Annotated in this window: 15 protein-coding genes; 11 read left to right on the top strand and 4 right to left on the bottom strand. The window is 70.2% G+C overall.

Annotation, left to right across the window (positions count from 1 at the left end):
* Positions 1 to 99: 99 nt before the first annotated feature.
* Complete coding sequence (locus tag BM041_RS21990; protein WP_092962050.1) at positions 100 to 564, top strand: Lrp/AsnC family transcriptional regulator; 465 nt, start codon at positions 100 to 102, stop codon at positions 562 to 564.
* Between the two features lie 35 nt (positions 565 to 599).
* Here BM041_RS21990 and BM041_RS21995 read toward each other — a convergent pair whose 3' ends face one another.
* Positions 600 to 2,180: an ABC transporter substrate-binding protein gene (locus tag BM041_RS21995; RefSeq protein ID WP_092962051.1), complete on the bottom strand. Its 1,581-nt coding sequence runs from the start codon at positions 2,178 to 2,180 to the stop codon at positions 600 to 602.
* Positions 2,181 to 2,283: 103 nt separating this feature from the next.
* Here BM041_RS21995 and BM041_RS22000 point away from each other — a divergent pair, with 103 nt between their 5' ends.
* Genes BM041_RS22000 through BM041_RS22025 form a run of 6 tightly spaced genes read left to right on the top strand, consistent with a single transcriptional unit; the run spans position 2,284 to position 9,705 of the window.
* Positions 2,284 to 3,873 carry an ABC transporter substrate-binding protein gene (locus BM041_RS22000; RefSeq protein ID WP_092962052.1) on the top strand — a complete coding sequence of 530 codons (1,590 nt, stop codon included), beginning with the start codon at positions 2,284 to 2,286 and terminating at the stop codon, positions 3,871 to 3,873.
* 37 nt (positions 3,874 to 3,910) lie between these two features.
* The gene (locus tag BM041_RS22005) at positions 3,911 to 4,882 is read left to right on the top strand and encodes an ABC transporter permease (protein WP_092962053.1); all 972 of its coding nucleotides are present in this window, start codon (positions 3,911 to 3,913) and stop codon (positions 4,880 to 4,882) included.
* Position 4,883: 1 nt separating this feature from the next.
* On the top strand, positions 4,884 to 5,807 hold the full coding sequence (locus BM041_RS22010; protein WP_092962054.1) for an ABC transporter permease: 924 nt from the start codon (positions 4,884 to 4,886) through the stop codon (positions 5,805 to 5,807).
* Positions 5,804 to 6,787 carry an ABC transporter ATP-binding protein gene (locus BM041_RS22015; protein WP_092962055.1) on the top strand — a complete coding sequence of 328 codons (984 nt, stop codon included), beginning with the start codon at positions 5,804 to 5,806 and terminating at the stop codon, positions 6,785 to 6,787. Before BM041_RS22010 ends, BM041_RS22015 begins: the two co-directional genes overlap by 4 nt.
* Positions 6,784 to 7,830, top strand: coding sequence for an ABC transporter ATP-binding protein (locus BM041_RS22020; RefSeq protein ID WP_092962056.1), 1,047 nt, complete (start codon positions 6,784 to 6,786; stop codon positions 7,828 to 7,830). The genes BM041_RS22015 and BM041_RS22020 overlap by 4 nt, the downstream gene beginning before the upstream one ends.
* A gap of 60 nt (positions 7,831 to 7,890) precedes the next feature.
* Entirely contained in the window at positions 7,891 to 9,705 is a 1,815-nt protein-coding gene (locus BM041_RS22025; RefSeq protein ID WP_092962057.1) for a methyltransferase domain-containing protein, read from the top strand.
* A gap of 102 nt (positions 9,706 to 9,807) precedes the next feature.
* Here the strand turns inward: BM041_RS22025 and BM041_RS30740 are convergent, their stop codons facing one another.
* On the bottom strand, positions 9,808 to 10,494 hold the full coding sequence (locus tag BM041_RS30740) for a hypothetical protein (RefSeq protein WP_175534082.1): 687 nt from the start codon (positions 10,492 to 10,494) through the stop codon (positions 9,808 to 9,810).
* Positions 10,495 to 10,881: 387 nt separating this feature from the next.
* On the opposite strand from BM041_RS30740, the gene BM041_RS22035 reads away from it, so the two are divergent.
* On the top strand, positions 10,882 to 11,085 hold the full coding sequence (locus tag BM041_RS22035) for a hypothetical protein (RefSeq protein WP_092962058.1): 204 nt from the start codon (positions 10,882 to 10,884) through the stop codon (positions 11,083 to 11,085).
* A 6-nt stretch (positions 11,086 to 11,091) separates the two neighbouring features.
* Here the strand turns inward: BM041_RS22035 and BM041_RS22040 are convergent, their stop codons facing one another.
* A complete protein-coding gene (locus tag BM041_RS22040) occupies positions 11,092 to 12,438 on the bottom strand; it encodes an ATP-binding protein (protein WP_342713814.1) in 1,347 nt (448 codons plus the stop codon).
* Positions 12,439 to 12,440: 2 nt separating this feature from the next.
* Positions 12,441 to 13,169, bottom strand: a complete 729-nt coding sequence (locus BM041_RS22045; RefSeq protein ID WP_092962100.1) for a response regulator — start codon at positions 13,167 to 13,169, stop codon at positions 12,441 to 12,443.
* A gap of 245 nt (positions 13,170 to 13,414) precedes the next feature.
* Here BM041_RS22045 and BM041_RS31925 point away from each other — a divergent pair, with 245 nt between their 5' ends.
* Genes BM041_RS31925 through BM041_RS22060 form a run of 3 tightly spaced genes read left to right on the top strand, consistent with a single transcriptional unit; the run spans position 13,415 to position 16,035 of the window.
* Positions 13,415 to 14,125: a DNA-3-methyladenine glycosylase family protein gene (locus BM041_RS31925; RefSeq protein WP_092962060.1), complete on the top strand. Its 711-nt coding sequence runs from the start codon at positions 13,415 to 13,417 to the stop codon at positions 14,123 to 14,125.
* Entirely contained in the window at positions 14,122 to 15,285 is a 1,164-nt protein-coding gene (locus BM041_RS22055) for an aminotransferase (RefSeq protein ID WP_092962061.1), read from the top strand. The genes BM041_RS31925 and BM041_RS22055 overlap by 4 nt, the downstream gene beginning before the upstream one ends.
* 12 nt (positions 15,286 to 15,297) lie before the next feature.
* Positions 15,298 to 16,035: a DsbA family oxidoreductase gene (locus tag BM041_RS22060; RefSeq protein ID WP_092962062.1), complete on the top strand. Its 738-nt coding sequence runs from the start codon at positions 15,298 to 15,300 to the stop codon at positions 16,033 to 16,035.
* The last annotated feature ends 88 nt before the right edge of the window (positions 16,036 to 16,123 follow it).

The following is a 16,123-nucleotide window of genomic DNA, read 5'->3' on the forward strand; positions in this document are numbered from 1 at the left end:
CTCGGCCGCCCTTGGCGGCCGCCTGCTGCGCATCGGAACGGAACGGCGGCCGAAAGGCCGCCGTTTCTTTTTTGCGGGCGTCCGCGCTAACCTGCCGCCATGGATGAGATCGATCGCAACCTGGTCGTCGCGCTGCAGGAGAACGGCGCGGCGGGGCTGGCTGAACTGTCCAAGGCCGCCGGCCTGTCCGTCTCCGCCACCGCGGAGCGCGTGAAGCGGCTGGAGGAGCGGGGCGTGATCCGCGGCTGGCGGATCGACCTGGACCCCGTGGCCGCCGGCTGCCCGCTGCTGGCCTTCGTCTTCGTCGCCATGCGGCCGGGGAAGGACGACGCCACCTTCCTGCGCGCCATGAAGCGGCATGAGGCGGTGCTGGAATGCCACACCGTCACCGGCGCCTGGTGCTACCTGGTGAAGCTGCGCCTGGCCGACATCGCCGCGCTGGAAGCCTTCGTGTCGGACGAAGTGCGCGGCCAGCCGGGCGTGGAGCGGACGGAAACGATCCTGGCCCTGGCCAGCCCGAAGGAGACGGCGATCCTGCCGGTGGCGGCGGCGCAGGAGGAATAGGCGGGGCGGCCGCGAGCCCCCCCCGCCACCTCACCTCAGTTGGATGGCCGGGCGCCCATCGCGACGGTCCGCTCATCCATGCGCGGCTCGTAGGTGATGCCGCGGCGCGTCGCCCAGAAGTTGACCAGCTGGAAGAGCGGGATCATCGCCGTCTCCCGGTCCACCATCGCGACCGCTTCCTGCAACAGCCGCTCCCGCGCCGCATCGTCCAGCGTCGCGGTGGCGCGGGCCGTCAGCGCATCCAGCTCCGGGTTGGAGTAGCGGGAGTTGTTGGAGGCGCCGGTGCGCTTCTCCCGGTCGAAGGTGCCGAAGATGTTGACCAGCATGTAGCTGGCCTCCCCGGTCACGCTGCCCCAGCCGGCCAGGCGGGCATTGTGTTCCTGCCGCGCGGTGCGGGCGGCATAGGCTGCCCAGGGGAGGGATTCGACCTGGGTGCGCACGCCGATGCGCGTCCACATCTGCGCCACCGCCTGGGCGGTACGGGCGTCATTGGGGTAGCGGTCGTTCGGGGTATGCAGCGTCAGGCGGAAGCCCTGCGGGAAGCCCGCTTCCGCCAGCAGGCGGCGGGCGGCTTCCGGGTCCGGGCGCGGGGCGGTGACGGCGGGGTTGTAGGAATAGGACCCCGGCGGCAGCCACTGGCCGGTGGGGCGCGCCGTGCCTTCCATCACGCGGTCCGACAGCGCTTCCCGGTCGATGGCGACGGAGAGCGCGCGGCGGACACGCGCATCCAGCATCGGGTTGCGGGGCAGGGGGCGGCCTTCATTGTCCGAGACATGGACGGGCGGGCCATCGGTGCGGGAGAAATCGGTCATCAGGTAGATCAGGCGCAGGCCCTGGATCTCCGAGATCGAGACGCGCGGGTTCTGTCGCAGCCGCGCGATGTCGGAACTCGGCACCTGGTCGATCACATCGAGGTCGCCGGCCAGGATGCCGGCGGTGCGCGCCGCGTCATTGGCGATGAAGCGGTAGGAGACGCGGGCCCAGGGCTCCGCGCCCCGCCAGTAATCGGGGTTGCGGGTGAATTCGGTGCGATCGCCGGGGCGGTAGGTGCCGATGCGGTAGGGACCGGTGCCGATGGCGGCGCGGCCGCTGTTGTAGTCCTCCGTCGCGGCCCCTTCGCCGACATGACGGGAGATGATCTGGATGGAGGCCAGTTCCGTCGGCAGCAGGGGATGCGGGGCGGCGGTGTGGAAGCGGATGGTCAGCGGGTCCATCACCTCCGCCCGCGTGATGGCTCGCACGAAGCCGCCGAAGCCGCCGGGGCTGTTCGGCACGTTGGGGGCGCGGCCGATGGTGAAGACGACGTCGTCGGCCGTGAAGGGGCGGCCGTCATGCCACTTCACGCCAGGGCGCAGCTTGAATTCCCAGACCGTGTCGGAAATCGCCCGCCAGCTTTCGGCCAAAGCGGGCTGGATGCGGGCCTGTGCATCCTGTTCCACTAGGCGGTCGAACAGATGCATGGTCAGGCTGATATTGGGGGAGGCGTTGTAGAAATGCGGGTCGAGCGAGGTCGGCGACCCGCCGATGCCGATGGTGAGGTTCTGGGCGAGGGCCGGGGGAGCGAGAAGCAGGGCGAGTGCCGCGAGGCCGGCGGGGCGGGGGAGGCGGTGTCTCATGGCAGGTTTTTTCTCCCGGATTCAGGTTCCGGGCTTCAACCTAGCCTCACCTGTGGCACGCTGCTACACGGAACGGGTAGTCTGGGGACCGGGGAGAATGGCGATGCGATACAGCATCCGGACAGCCGCGTTGGCTGGTGTTTCGGCAATCGCGTTCGGGGCGGCGGGCGCGGCCGCGCAGAACCTGACGATCGGCGTCGGATCGCCGGTCACCTCGCTAGACCCGCATTACCACCAGCTGTCGCCGAACAATGCCGTCAGCGACATGATCTTCGAGAAGCTGATCGACACCGACGCCGCCGCGCGGAACATCCCGGGGCTGGCGACGGAATGGCGCGCGGTCGGCCCGACCGTCTGGGAATTCAAGTTGCGGCCGGGTGTTCGCTTCCACAACGGCAATCCCTTCACGGCCGAGGACGTGGCCTTCACGATCCAGCGCCTGCCGAATGTGCCGAACAGCCCGTCCTCCTATGCCGCCTACGCAAGGCCGATCGTGCGGATGGAGATCGTCGATCCGCTGACCATCCGCTTCCACACCGCGGCGCCCTATCCGCTGCTGCCGCTCGACATGACGAATGTCCGCATCCTGGATGCGGAGACGCATGCGACGGCGACGACGGAGCAGTTCAACGCCGGCACCATGGCGATCGGCACCGGCCCCTTCCGCGTGCAGTCCCACCGCAGCGGCGATCGCATCGAGTTCGAGCGCAACGCCGCCTACTGGGGCACCGCGCCGGCCTTCCAGCGCGTCTCCTACCGCATGATCACGAACGATGCGTCGCGCACCGCGTCGCTGCTGTCGGGGGACCTCGACTTCATCGACCAGGTGCCGACGACGGACCTGGCGCGGCTGCGCGCCGACCAGCGCCTGGCGCTGTCGGAGACGGTGGGGCTGCGGCTGATCTTCCTCGGCCTCGATCACCTGCGCGCGGCCGGGGAGAATTCGCCCCACATCACGGATAATGACGGGCGGCCGCTGGGCCGGAACCCGCTGAAGGACGTGCGGGTGCGGCGCGCGCTGTCCATGGCGATCGACCGCGGCGCGATCACCAGCCGCATCATGGAAGGGGCGGCGACGCCGTCCGGGCAGTTCCTGCCGCCGGGCACCTTCAGCCATGTGGCGGATGTGCCGGCGCCGGCCTTCGATCCCGATGGCGCGCGGCGCCTGCTGGCGGAAGCGGGCTACCCCAACGGCTTCCGCATCCAGCTGAACAGCCCGAACGACCGCTACATCAACGATGCCCGCATCGCCCAGGCGATCGGCGCGATGTGGACGCGCATCGGCGTGCGCACCACGGTGGAAGCGCAGACCTGGTCCATCTTCGTCAACCGCGCCGCGCGGGCCGAATACTCCGCGCATCTCATCGGCTGGGGCTCCAACCCCGATGGCAGCCACCCGCTGCGCAACATCATGGCCACCGTCAGCAGCGAACGCGGCTGGGGCGCGTCCAACCGCGGCCGCTATTCCAATACCGAGGTGGATGAACTGCTGAGCCAGGCGCTGGTGGAACTGGACGAGCCGCGGCGGGAGCAGATCCTGATCCGCGCCCAGCGGATGGCGCATGAGGACGTGGCCGTCATCCCGCTGCATATCCAGACCAACATCTGGGCCATGCGCCGCGGGCTGACCCACACGCCGCGCGTCGATGAACTCACGCGGGCGCAGGATGTGCGCCCGGCTGCCGCACGGTGAGGCCGCCCAGCGCGGGACGACCTGAAAGGAACCCGGCATGAGCGTCTATCTCCTCCGCCGGCTGATCCAGGCCGTCGGCGTCGTGCTGGCCATGTCGCTGATCGTCTTCGTCGGCGTCTTCGCCATCGGCGATCCGGTCGAGATCCTGATCAGCCCCGATGCGGACCAGATGGAGCGGGAGCGCGCCATCAAGGCGCTCGGCCTCGACCTGCCGCTGTGGCAGCAATACGGGATCTTCCTGGGCAAGGCGCTGCAGGGCGACCTCGGCCGGTCCTTCGTCTTCAACGAACCCGCGCTGACGCTGATCATGCAGCGCATGCCGGCGACGCTGGAACTCGCGCTGGCCGCCACCTTCGGTGCCATCCTGATCGGCCTGCCGCTCGGCCTCTATGCCGGGCTGCGCCCGAACAGCGTGGGGTCGAAGGCGATCATGGCGGGATCGATCCTCGGCTTCTCCCTGCCGACCTTCTGGGTCGGGCTGATGCTCATCATGGTCTTCGCGGTGCAACTCGGCTGGCTGCCCTCCACCGGGCGGGGGGAGACGGTGACGATCCTCGGCACCCGCTGGTCCTTCTTCACCATGGATGGGCTGGCCCACATGGTGATGCCGGCGCTGAACCTCGCCCTGTTCAAGATCAGCCTCGTCATCCGCCTGACCCGCGCGGGGGTGCGGGAGACGATGCTGATGGACTACGTGAAGTTCGCCCGCGCCAAGGGGCTTTCCCCCTTCCGCGTCACCTTCGTGCATGTCTTCAAGAACATCCTGATCCCCGTCGTCACCGTCACGGGGCTGGAGTTCGGCAGCACCATCGCCTTCTCCGTCGTCACGGAATCGATCTTCGCCTGGCCCGGCATGGGCAAGCTGATCATCGACAGCATCAACGTGCTCGACCGGCCCGTGATCGTCGCCTACCTGATGATCATCGTGCTGATGTTCATCACCATCAACCTGATCGTGGACCTCACCTATTCGGTGCTCGATCCGCGCGTCCGGCTGGAGGGCAAGTGAGATGAGTGCGGCTGTCGAGACACCCCCCGTCATCCCCGCCAAGGACAAGGTGGAGACGCCGTTCCAGCGCTTCGTCTCCGAATTCGCGGAGTCGAAGCTGGCGCTGTTCGGCCTTGTCGTCTTCACCATCATCGCGGTGGTGGCGATCCTGGCGCCCTTCATCTCCCCCCAGAACCCCTATGATTTGGCGGTGCTGGACATCATGGATGGGCGGCTGGAGCCGGGGTCGAAGTCCGGCGACGGCGAGACGACCTTCTACCTGGGCACGGATGACCAGGGGCGGGACATGCTGTCCGGCATCATGTACGGGCTGCGCATCTCGCTGACCGTCGGCGCCGGTTCCGCCTTCATCGCCTGCATGGTCGGCGCCTCGCTGGGCCTGCTGGCGGCCTATGCCGGCGGCAAGACGGACAGCGCCATCATGCGCGTCGTCGACCTGCAGCTGTCCTTCCCCTCCATCCTCGTCGCGCTGATGATCCTGGCCTTCCTTGGCAAGTCGATCACCAACGTCGTCATCGCCATCGTCGTGGTGGAATGGGCCTATTACGCCCGCACGGTGCGCGGCACCGCGCTGGTGGAGCGAAGGCGCGAATACATCGAGGCCGCGGAATGCCTGGCGCTGCCGAAGCGCCGCATCCTGTTCGGCCATCTGCTGCCGAACTGCCTGCCGCCGCTGATCGTCATCGGCACCATGCAGGTGGCGCGCGCCATCGCGCTGGAAGCGACGCTGTCCTTCCTCGGCCTCGGTGTGCCGATCACGGAACCCTCGCTCGGCCTGCTGATCGCCAATGGCTACGAATACATGCTCAGCGGCAAATACTGGATCAGCTTCTATCCCGGCATCGCGCTGCTCGTGACCATCGTCTCCATCAACCTGGTCGGCGACCAGTTGCGGGACGTGCTGAACCCGAGGCTGAAGAAATGACGGCGCCCACGCTCGAGGTCCGGAACCTCTGCACCCACTTCTTCACCCGCGCGGGCGTGGTGCGCGCGGTCGACGACGTCTCCTTCACCGTGCGGCGGGGGCAGGTGCTGGGGCTGGTGGGTGAATCCGGGTCGGGGAAGACCGTGACCGGCTTCTCCATCATGGGGCTGGTGGATGCGCCCGGGCGCATCGTATCGGGCAGCATCCTGTTCCAGGGGAAGGATCTGGCGAGCCTGTCGGAGGAGGAGATGCGCCACCTCCGCGGCAATCGCATCGCCATGATCTTCCAGGACCCGATGATGACGCTGAACCCGGTCCTGCGGATCGACACGCAGATGATCGAGACGGTGCAGGCGCATGAGAAGGTCAGCGACGACGAAGCCCGCGCCCGCGCGCGCGATGCGCTCGGCATGGTGGGCATCCCGTCCCCGGATGAGCGGCTGAAATCCTACCCGCATCAGTTCTCCGGCGGCATGCGCCAGCGCGTCGCCATCGCCATCGCGCTGCTGCACCGGCCGGACCTGATCGTGGCGGATGAACCCACCACCGCGCTCGACGTCACGATCCAGGGGCAGATCCTGGCGGAGGTGCAGAAGCTCTGCGCCAATACCGGCACGGCGATGATCTGGATCACGCATGACCTGTCCGTCGTCGCCGGCCTCGCCGACGACATCGCGGTGATGTACGCGGGCAAGGTCGTGGAATACGGCGATGTGGGAGAGGTGCTGGACACGCCGCTGCATCCCTACACCCATGGCCTGATCGGCAGCGTGCCGTCGCGCAACAAGCGGGGCGAACCGCTGCGGCAGATTCCCGGCATGACGCCCTCGCTGCTCAACCTGCCGGAGGGCTGTGCCTTCCGCGCCCGCTGCCCGCGCGCGCAGACGGATTGCGTGCAGCGGCCCGAATTGCGGGAATGGCTGCCCGCCCGCTTCGCCCGCTGCCACCACCCGCATCGCGAAGAGGCCGCCGCGGCATGAGCGCGACTGACGAGCAGATCTACGCGACCCGGACCTTCACCGACACCGAAGTGCCGATGATCGAGTTGAAGGGCGTCTCTCGCCGCTTCTCCAAGAAGCTCGACATCGCGGCGAAGCTCGCCCGCAAGCTCGGCGCCGATGTGCGGGAGGAGATCGTGCACGCCGTGGACGGCGTCGACCTCCGTGTCCGCAAGGGGGAGGTCGTCGGCCTGGTCGGTGAATCCGGCTGCGGCAAGTCCACGCTGGGGCGGATCGTGGCGGGCATCCTGCCGCAATCCGATGGCCAGGTCTTCTGGAAGGGCCAGGACGTCGCCGGCCTGCATGGCGATGCCGAACGCACGGCCAAGCTGCGCCGGCAGATGATCTTCCAGGACCCCTATGCCAGCCTCAATCCCCGCATGAAGGTGGCGGATATCGTGGGGGAGGCGCCGCAGGTCCATGGCCTGATCAAGCGCGGCGGCTTCGACGAGTATGTGGATGAGCAGATGCGCCGGGCGGGGCTCGATCCCGCCTTCAAGCGCCGCTACCCACACCAGTTCTCCGGCGGCCAGCGCCAGCGCATCGGCATCGCGCGTGCACTCGCCGTGCAGCCGGAATTCATCGTCTGCGACGAAGCGGTGGCCGCGCTCGACGTCTCGATCCAGGCGCAGATCCTGAACCTGTTCATGCGGCTGCGGCGGGAACTGGACCTCACCTACCTGTTCATCAGCCATGACCTCGGCGTGGTGGAACACCTCAGCGACCGCGTCGTGATCATGTATCTCGGCCGGGTGGTCGAGGAAGCGCCGACCGAGCGTGTCTTCAGCGCGGCAAACCACCCCTATACCCGCAGCCTGCTGGACAGCGTGCCGCGCATCGGCAACCGCAAGCGCGCCTTCGCGACGGTGAAGGGGGAGATCCCGTCGCCGCTCAACCCGCCCTCCGGCTGCCACTTCCACCCGCGCTGCCCGCTCGCCTTCGACCGCTGCAAGGTGGAGGTGCCGAAGCTGAAGACGGTGGGCGCCCTGCATCGCAGCGCCTGCCACCTGAACGACGCTGGCTGAGCCGGGCGCCTCCGCGCGGGGCGCTTGCGCGGAGGGGGGCGGTTGGAGGATCAAGGGTGCATGAGCACCCCTGCCGACATCCTCCCCCCCACCGGCGATCCCGTGGTCGATCCCTTGGGCGACGTCCCGATCGACTATGTCGTGGTGAGCTTCCTCGGCGACCTGCCGCTGCTGCGCCTGCAGGCCCGCAGCTTCGCCCGCTACCACGTGGCCGACGACATCGGCCGCATCATCGTCGTCAACAACGACAATGACAGCACCGCCTTCGACCAGCGCTTCGAGGCCGAGATCCTACCCCTCTACGGCGCGCTGGCGGAGAAGGTCCAGGCGGTGCGGGCGGATGACCTGCTGCCGGGCATCACGAAATCCCGCCGCGGCTGGCGGCGCCAGCAGGCGCTGAAGCTGGCGGCCTGCCGCCTGGTGCGGTCGCCCCTGGCCGTCTGCATCGACAGCAAGAACCACCTGATCCGCCCCGCGGGCAAGGCGGTGTACCGGACGCCGGAAGGCCGGCTGATCGTGCCGGCGCGGCGACGCTGGTCGGTGCCCGAGGCCTGCCTGCGCTATTTCGGGGTGGCGGAGGAAGCCTGGCCCGCCGATGCCGCCAATGTCACCACCCCCTATCCGCTGGTGACGGCGCAGGTCCTCTCGCTGCTGGAGGAACTGGACCGGCGCGGCGAGAACCTGGCCACGCTGTTCGAGACACGGGGGGAGTTCTTCGAATTCGCCCTCTACCACGCCTGGCTGGTCGCGCAGGGGCTGGACGGGCTCTATGACCTGCATGCGCCGATCATCGCCACCGGCCTCTGGCCGCATAAATTCGACGATCCCGATCGCCCGCTGCGGCGCCTGGTGGCGCAGACCGGCCTGCCGCATGTCCATTGGATGGCGATCCACCGCAAGACGCGGGATGTGACGCCGGCGCTCAAGGATGTCGTGACGGGCCTATGGCAGGGGTTCGGCCTGACCGAAACGACGGAGGAAGGCATCGCCATCCTCTCCGCCGGCACCATGGCGCCCGGCGTGGAGGAAACCCCGGACCGGGAGGAAGGCGCGGATGAGGCGGAGGGCGAGGCGGCGGCCGCTTCCCCCCGGCCGGCACCCGCCGCCCCGGCGGTGCCGATGGTCGATCCCGTCGATGCCCTGCTGCTGCCGGGCTTCCGCACGGGGCGGGAGACGCTGGACGTCCTGAAGGTCTTCGCCGGGCTGGCGGGGCCGCGGGTGCTCGACCTCGGCTGCTATCGCGGCGGGTCGACCCTGGTGATGGCGCTGCTGGGCAAGCATGTGGAGGCGCTGATCGATGGCCGCTTCTGGCCCGACCGCCTGGCGCCGATCCTGGAGCCGCGCGGCATGCGCGCGCTGAACCTGCCCTATGAGCAGTATGAACCGGCGGCGCCGCTGGACGGCATCTGGGCGTCGCATGTGCTGCAGAATGCGCGCAATCCCGGGCTGTTCCTGGATCGCTGCCGCCGCCACCTCAGGGATGATGGCTGGCTGGCGGTGGTGGTGCCGCCGCTGCGATCCCGCATCACGGCGGGGAAGGTCAATCCGGGCTGGAACCTGGGCGCGCTGATGTACGCGCTGCTGGCGGCGGGCTTCGACCTGACCCGCGGCCACTTCCTGACGCATGGCTTCAACGTGGTGGCCTTCGTGCCCAAGGCGGCGCGGGTGCTGGAACGCCCGGCCGACGCCTTCGCCGACCCGTCGCTGTGGCCCTTCAAGCTGGATGCGAAGCGCGGATTCGAAGGCGACATCCCATTCTGCAACTGGCCGCAGGAATTCCGCGACCGGATGGCGACGGGGCTGTCCGAACTGGCGCTGGAGGGACCGGAGGCCGCGCTGGCGGAGGCACGGCGCCTGGCGATGATCTGGGTCTGATACCGGGCGCACGAAGGTTTCAACTTCGTGCCCCGCGCCGCAGGGCGACATGTCATGCGTTCGGCGTGACGGGCCCCGGCCCCGGCGGGGCCGGGCCGGTTGTCACGTCCGCTTCTGAAGCGGCTCCCTTGTCGTTCCCCGGCCGCGGCCGGGCGGGTCCGACGGGTCGCTGTCCGACACGCCGGAGGCCGGCGGCCGACTACCGCCCCGGCCACGCCCGGGTGGGTCGTTCGGGTCGGTATCGGTAGGCCCGCTGGCGCCCTTCTGGCCGGGGCGATTCCCCCCGCCGCGTCCGCCATTGACGGCATCGGAGGGGTCGCTGTCCGTCACGCCGGTGCGGGGCTGGCGGCCGCCATTGGGCGGGTCGTTCGGGTCGGCGTCCGTGACCCCGGTGCTGCCCTGGCGGTTGCCGCCACGGCCCTGGCCGGGCGGGTCGCTGGGGTCGCTGTCGGAGGTGCCGGCATTGGGCCGGCTGCCGCCGCGGCCCTGGCCGGGCGGGTCGCTGGGGTCGCTGTCGGAGGCGCCGGTATTGGGCCGGCTGCCGGTGCGGCCATTGCCGGGTTCGTCGCCGGGGTCGCTATCCGTCAGGCCGCTGCGGGCGGGCGGGGGGCTGGCGCCGCCGCCCTTGCCGCTGCCGCCGGGGCTGCCACCGGGATTGGGGTTGCCGCCGCCGCCGGATTTGGCGCCCTGCGCCATCGCAACGCCTGGCAAGGCCGCCGCGCCACCCAGGCTGGCCAGGCGCAGGACCAGCAGGCGGCGGAACAGGGGGGACCCAGGGGGTACGGACATCAGGCGCTCCTTCCTCCCGGCCATGTTCCGGTGCCGGCGACGCCAGGACAAGAGCTTTCCCGGATGGCGGTTCCGGGGTGCCCGCATGGCGGTGGCGGGGCCGCGGTCCAGGCAGGGCGCATGCCGCCCGCTACCCGATGGCGAGGCGCGGACACAACCGCGTAACGATCCCACCGCAGGATTCCGCGGCGACGCCGGATGCAAGGGTGGATCGGTCCGCCTGCCAGGCATGGGATTCGGCGCGACTCGCAGGGTGGGTCGATGATGGCGCGCGACAGGGATGCCGGCCCGGTCCTGCGAGAACCCGTGGCGGGGCTGGCGACGGTGGGGGAACAGAACACCAACACCGGGCTTGCGGTTATGTTCCCTTTATGTTCACATACTCGCATGAGCACCATCGCCCTAGACCCCCGCCTGTCGGCCGGCGCTGTCCCGGCCGATCTTCGCATCCCCCTGCCGCCGCGCGGCCGCCGCCTGGCGCGCCCCGCGGTGCGGGAACCCGCCTGGCGGGAGGCGATGCGCTGGTCGCTGATCGGCCTGACCGCCAGCATGGCGGCGGGCGAGGTCGCGCTGAGGTTGTTCGGTCCCTGAAGCGGCTCAGACCGGCAGGGTCGCCAGCGCCTGCAACCCGCCCCGCTGGCGGTTCTTGAGCACGACATCGCCGCCATGTGCCCGCAGGATGTTGCGCGCGATGGGCAGGCCGAGGCCGGTGCCGCCGGTCTCCCGGTTCCGGCTGGTCTCCAGGCGCCGGAAGGGCTGGAAGACGTTCTCCAACTCCGATTCGGGCACGCCCGGCCCCTCATCCTCCACCAGGATCCGCACCATGCCGGTGGCCGGTGGCACCAGGGTCAGCCGCGCCGCGCCGCCATAGGCCACGGCATTGCCGACCAGATTCGCCAGCGCCCGCTTCAGCGCGCCGGGCCGGGCCATGACGGTCAGGTGTTCAGGGCCTTCATAGGTGATGGCATCGGCGAAATCGGGCCGCGCATCCGCCGTCTCGTCCAGCACGGTGCGGCAGAGGGAGGCGAGGTCCACGGGGACCGAGGGCTCGCCGGTCGATTCGTCCCGCGCGAAGGCCAGGGTGGCGGCGATCATCGCCTCCATCTCATCGAGGTCCGCCAGCATCTTCCGGCGCTGCTCGTCATCATCCAGGAATTCGGCGCGGAGCTTGAGGCGCGTGATCGGCGTCTTCAGGTCATGGCCGATGGCGGCCAGCATCTGGGTGCGGTCGCCGACATAGCGGCGGATGCGTTCCGCCATGGTGTTGAAGGCGCGCGCGGCGGTCGCGACCTCGGAGGGCCCGTCCTCCGGCAGGGGGGGCGCGTTCACGTCCCGGCCGAGGCGATTCGCGGCCTCGGCGAGCGACCGGACCGGCCGCGTCAGCCGCCGCACGGCCCAGAGCGTCAGCAGCCCCGCCGCCAGCGTCATCAGCACGAAGGCGAAGAGGAAGTGCTCCGAATGCCAGGGGCGGGGCGGGGGGAATTCGAGCTTCAGGTTCAGCCAGCCATAATCCGGGAAGCGGAAGCTGACGGTCAGCACGTCCGGCCGCGGGTCGAAGGAGGCGATGACCTCCCTCGGCCGGAAGCGCGGCGGCGCGCCCATCATCGAATCCAGCCGGAACAGTCGGATCAGCGGCGGGGGCGGGGGCGGGAAGCCGTGACGGGCGGCGGGTTCGTAATCATAGGAGGCCCGAAGCCCCGGCGGCAGTTCGAGATCCGCCAGCATCCCGGCGCGGCGTTCGGGCGGCAATTGCAGCAGGCTGCGCCAGACGCTGAAGACGCGCTGCGATACCTCCCGCCCCTGTTGCAGGCGCTGCAGGTCCACGCGGTCCAGCGCATGGATGGTCAGGCCCGCCACCTGGACCACCACCAGGCCGAAGAGCAGCACGGCCGCCGTGCGCCCCGCCAGGCTGCAGGGCCACAACCAGCGCAGCCAGCGGAACACTGTCAGCCACGCTCCACGGTCGAGGCCAGGACATAGCCCCCGCCGCGGACGGTCTTGATGACCTGCGGGTTGCGCCCGTCATCCTCCAGCTTGCGGCGGAGGCGGGAGACGGCGACATCGATCGCCCGGTCGAAGGGCCCCGCCTGCCGACCGCGCAGCAGGTCCATCAGCATGTCGCGCGTCAGCACGCGGTTCGGGCGTTCCACCAGCACCATCAGCAATTCGTATTCGCCGCCGGTCAGCGGCACCTCCACCCCCTGAGGGTTCAGCAGGCGGCGGCGGGCGGGTTCCAGCACCCAGCCGGAGAAGCGGATGACCTTGGCGGGCGGTTCCTGGGACGGGCCCGTGCTGCTGTCCGCCGTCGCGCGGCGCAGCACGGCGCGGATGCGGGCCAGCAATTCGCGCGGGTTGAAGGGCTTCGCGACATAGTCGTCCGCGCCGAGTTCGAGGCCGACGATGCGGTCCGTCTCCTCCCCCATCGCGGTCAGCATCACGATCGGCACTTCCGACTGGGTGCGCAGCCAGCGTGCCAGGTCGAGGCCCGATTCCCCCGGCATCATCAGGTCCAGCACCACCAGGTGGTAGCGGCCTAGCGGCCATAGTTTCCGCGCTTCCCGCGCATCGCGCGCGGCGGTGACGCGGAGCGACTGCTTCTCCAGGAACTTCGTCAGAAGCTCCCGGATCTCGCGGTCATCATCGACGATCAGGATATGCGGTGCGGTGGCGTCCATGGCTGTAACATAGCGCGCGCGCGCCCAGGCCGAAGCGCCATCCGCGCGCGGATGTTGCGGCATGTGACGGGGGCGGCGCGCGCAACGAAGCGTTGCACTTCCTGACCTTTGGCCCCCTCGGCCCGTAACCTTCGTGTGGTCATATGCGAAGCATCAGGCGCCACCCCCGCCGCGGAACCCCGGCTTCCCCCCGCGGCGGCGACCCCCCTCGCTCCCCGGGGTGGCGTCGTGTAGTGGCGGCGGGGATGGCACCCTCCCTCCCATCCCCGCCGCCCTTCTTCCCCCATCCGCCGGATTGGGCGCGGGACGGGCTTGCCGCCCTGGCGGTGATCGACCCGGACATGGCGCGGATCGAGCAGACGGCCGGGCCGCTGCCCTGGCGGTCCCGCCCGGCGGGTTTCGCGGGCCTGCTGCGGACCATCTGCGGGCAGCAGATCTCCAACCAGGCGGCGGGGGCCATCTGGGGGCGGCTTTCCGCCATCCCCGGCGCGCTGGACCCCGCGGGGCTGCTGGCGCTGGATGATGCGACGCTCTGCGGCGTGGCCGGCCTGTCCCGGCCCAAGGCGGCACATGCGCGGTCCCTCGCCACGGCCATCCGGGACGGCACGCTGCGGATCGATGAACTGGGCGGGATGGGGGATGAGGAGGCGGTCGCGCACCTCTCCGCCATCCGCGGCCTGGGACGCTGGACGGCGGAGGTGCATCTGCTGTTCGCCCATGACCGGCGCGACATCTTTCCCAGTGGCGACATCGCGCTGGCGGCCAGCGTGGTGCATCTGAAGGGGCTGGCGGAACGGCCGAAACCCAAGGCGCTGGCGGCCTACGCGCTGCGCTGGCAGCCCTGGCGGGGGCTCGCCGCGCGGCTGCTGTGGCACCATTGGCGCCAGGTGACGGGGCGGCCGTTGATCGAGGATGGCTTGCCGCTTGCCCCGCCCGGCGCCACCGTCCCCGCATGAGCCTTTCCGCCCGCATCCGCGCGACCGCCGCCCCCCCGATTCCCGCCGCCCGCGCCTGGGCCGCGCGCTATGCCGGACAGGCCGGGCCGGCGCTGGACCTGACGCAGGCGGTGCCGGGCTACCCGCCGCCGCCCGAACTGCTGGCGAAGCTCGGCGAGGCCGCGGGCAGCGCGGCCTGCGCGGGCTACGGCCCCATCGCCGGCGACACGGCGCTGCGCGAGGCGCTGGCCGAGGATATGGCCCGCTTCTACGGCGCGCCGATCACGGGGGCGGATGTCGCCATCACCGCCGGCTGCAACCTGGCCTTCGCCATGACCATGGCCGTGCTGGCGGCGGAGGGGGAGGGCGTGCTGATTCCCACCCCCTGGTATTTCAACCATGAGATGGCGCTGACCATGCAGGGCGTGCGCGCCGTGCCGCTGCCCACGCGGGCGGAGGACGGCTTCGTGCCCAGCGTCGCGATGGCCGACCTCATCATGAAGGCCGCCACCATCAAGGCGGTGGTGCTGGTCAGCCCCAACAACCCGACCGGCGCCGTCTATCCGCCGGAGGTCATCCGGGCCTTCGCCGATCTCTGCCGCCGCCGTGGCGCGATGCTGGTGCTGGACGAGACCTACCGGGATTTCCTCCGCCCGGACCAGTCGCCGCCCCACGCGCTGTTCCAGGACCCGGACTGGGGCGATGTGCTGGTCCACCTCTACAGCTTCTCCAAATCCTACTGCATCCCGGGGCACCGGCTGGGCGCCATCGCCTGCGGGCCGGCCTTCCGGGCGGAACTCGACAAGGCACTCGACACCTTCCAGATCTGCCCGCCGCGGCCGGCGCAGACGGCGCTGAGCTGGGCCATCCCCGCGCTGCGCGACTGGCGGGACGGCAACCGCGCGCTGATGGCGGACCGGGCGCGCGCCTTCCGCGATGGCGTGTCGCAGCTGCCGGGCTGGCGGCTGGATGCCATCGGCACCTATTTCGCCTATCTCCGCCTGCCCGAGGGCGCGCCCGATGCGCTGGCCTCCGCCGAGAAACTGGCGGCGGAGCAGGGGCTGATGGGCCTGCCCGGCCCCTTCTTCGGACCGGGGCAGGATCGCCATATCCGCCTTGCCTTCGCCAATGCGGGGCTGGAGGTGCTGGCCCAGGTGCCAGGCCGCCTCGCCAACCTGTAGGAACCCGCCGCCATGACCGAGCAAGCCCCCGAGGTCTGCACCCCCGATGGCTGCGGCCCCGCCGCTGCCACCGACGCGCCTGTCGCCCTGGCCCCCGCGCCGTCCGGGACCATTGACGTCATCTCCGACGCCATCTGCCCCTGGTGCTGGATCGGCAAGCGCAACATGGAAGCCGCGCTGGCCGAACTCGGCGAGCAGGGCCTGCATTTCGCGGTCCGCTGGCGCCCCTATCAGCTCAACCCCGACATGCCTGTGGAGGGGGTGGAGCGCGCGGCCTATCGCACGGCCAAGTTCGGATCGCTGGAGCGCAGCCGCCAGATGGATGCGCGGCTGGTGGAGGCGGGGAAGGTCGTGGGCCTCGATTTCCGCTTCGACCGCATGATCCGCACCCCCAATACCGTCGCCGCGCATCGGGTGATCCGCTTCGCCGAGCAGGCCGACCGGCAGGATGCGGTGGTGGAGGCGCTGTTCCGCGCCTATTTCAACGAAGGCCGCGACATCGGCGACCATGCCGTGCTGGCGGCGGTCGCGGCGGAAGCGGGCCTCGATGGCGTGGCCGCCATGCTGGCTTCCGACGAGGGCGCGCAGGAGGTCCTGGCGGAGGACATGGCGGCGCGGCGCGCGGGCCTCGATGGCGTGCCCTCCTTCCTCATGGAGCGGCACCTGCTGTTCAGCGGCGCGATGCCGGGCCCGAACATGGCGGACGCCTTCCGCCGGGCGCATGCGATCCTCTCAGCCCGCGCCGCGTGAAACGCGGTCCGGTCCCGCGCCGCGTGAAACGCGGTCCGGTCCCGCGCCGCGTGAAGCACGGCGACACGAAGTCACGCCCCGCGTGAAT

This window comes from Falsiroseomonas stagni DSM 19981, assembly GCF_900114315.1.
Taxonomy (GTDB): domain Bacteria; phylum Pseudomonadota; class Alphaproteobacteria; order Acetobacterales; family Acetobacteraceae; genus Falsiroseomonas; species Falsiroseomonas stagni.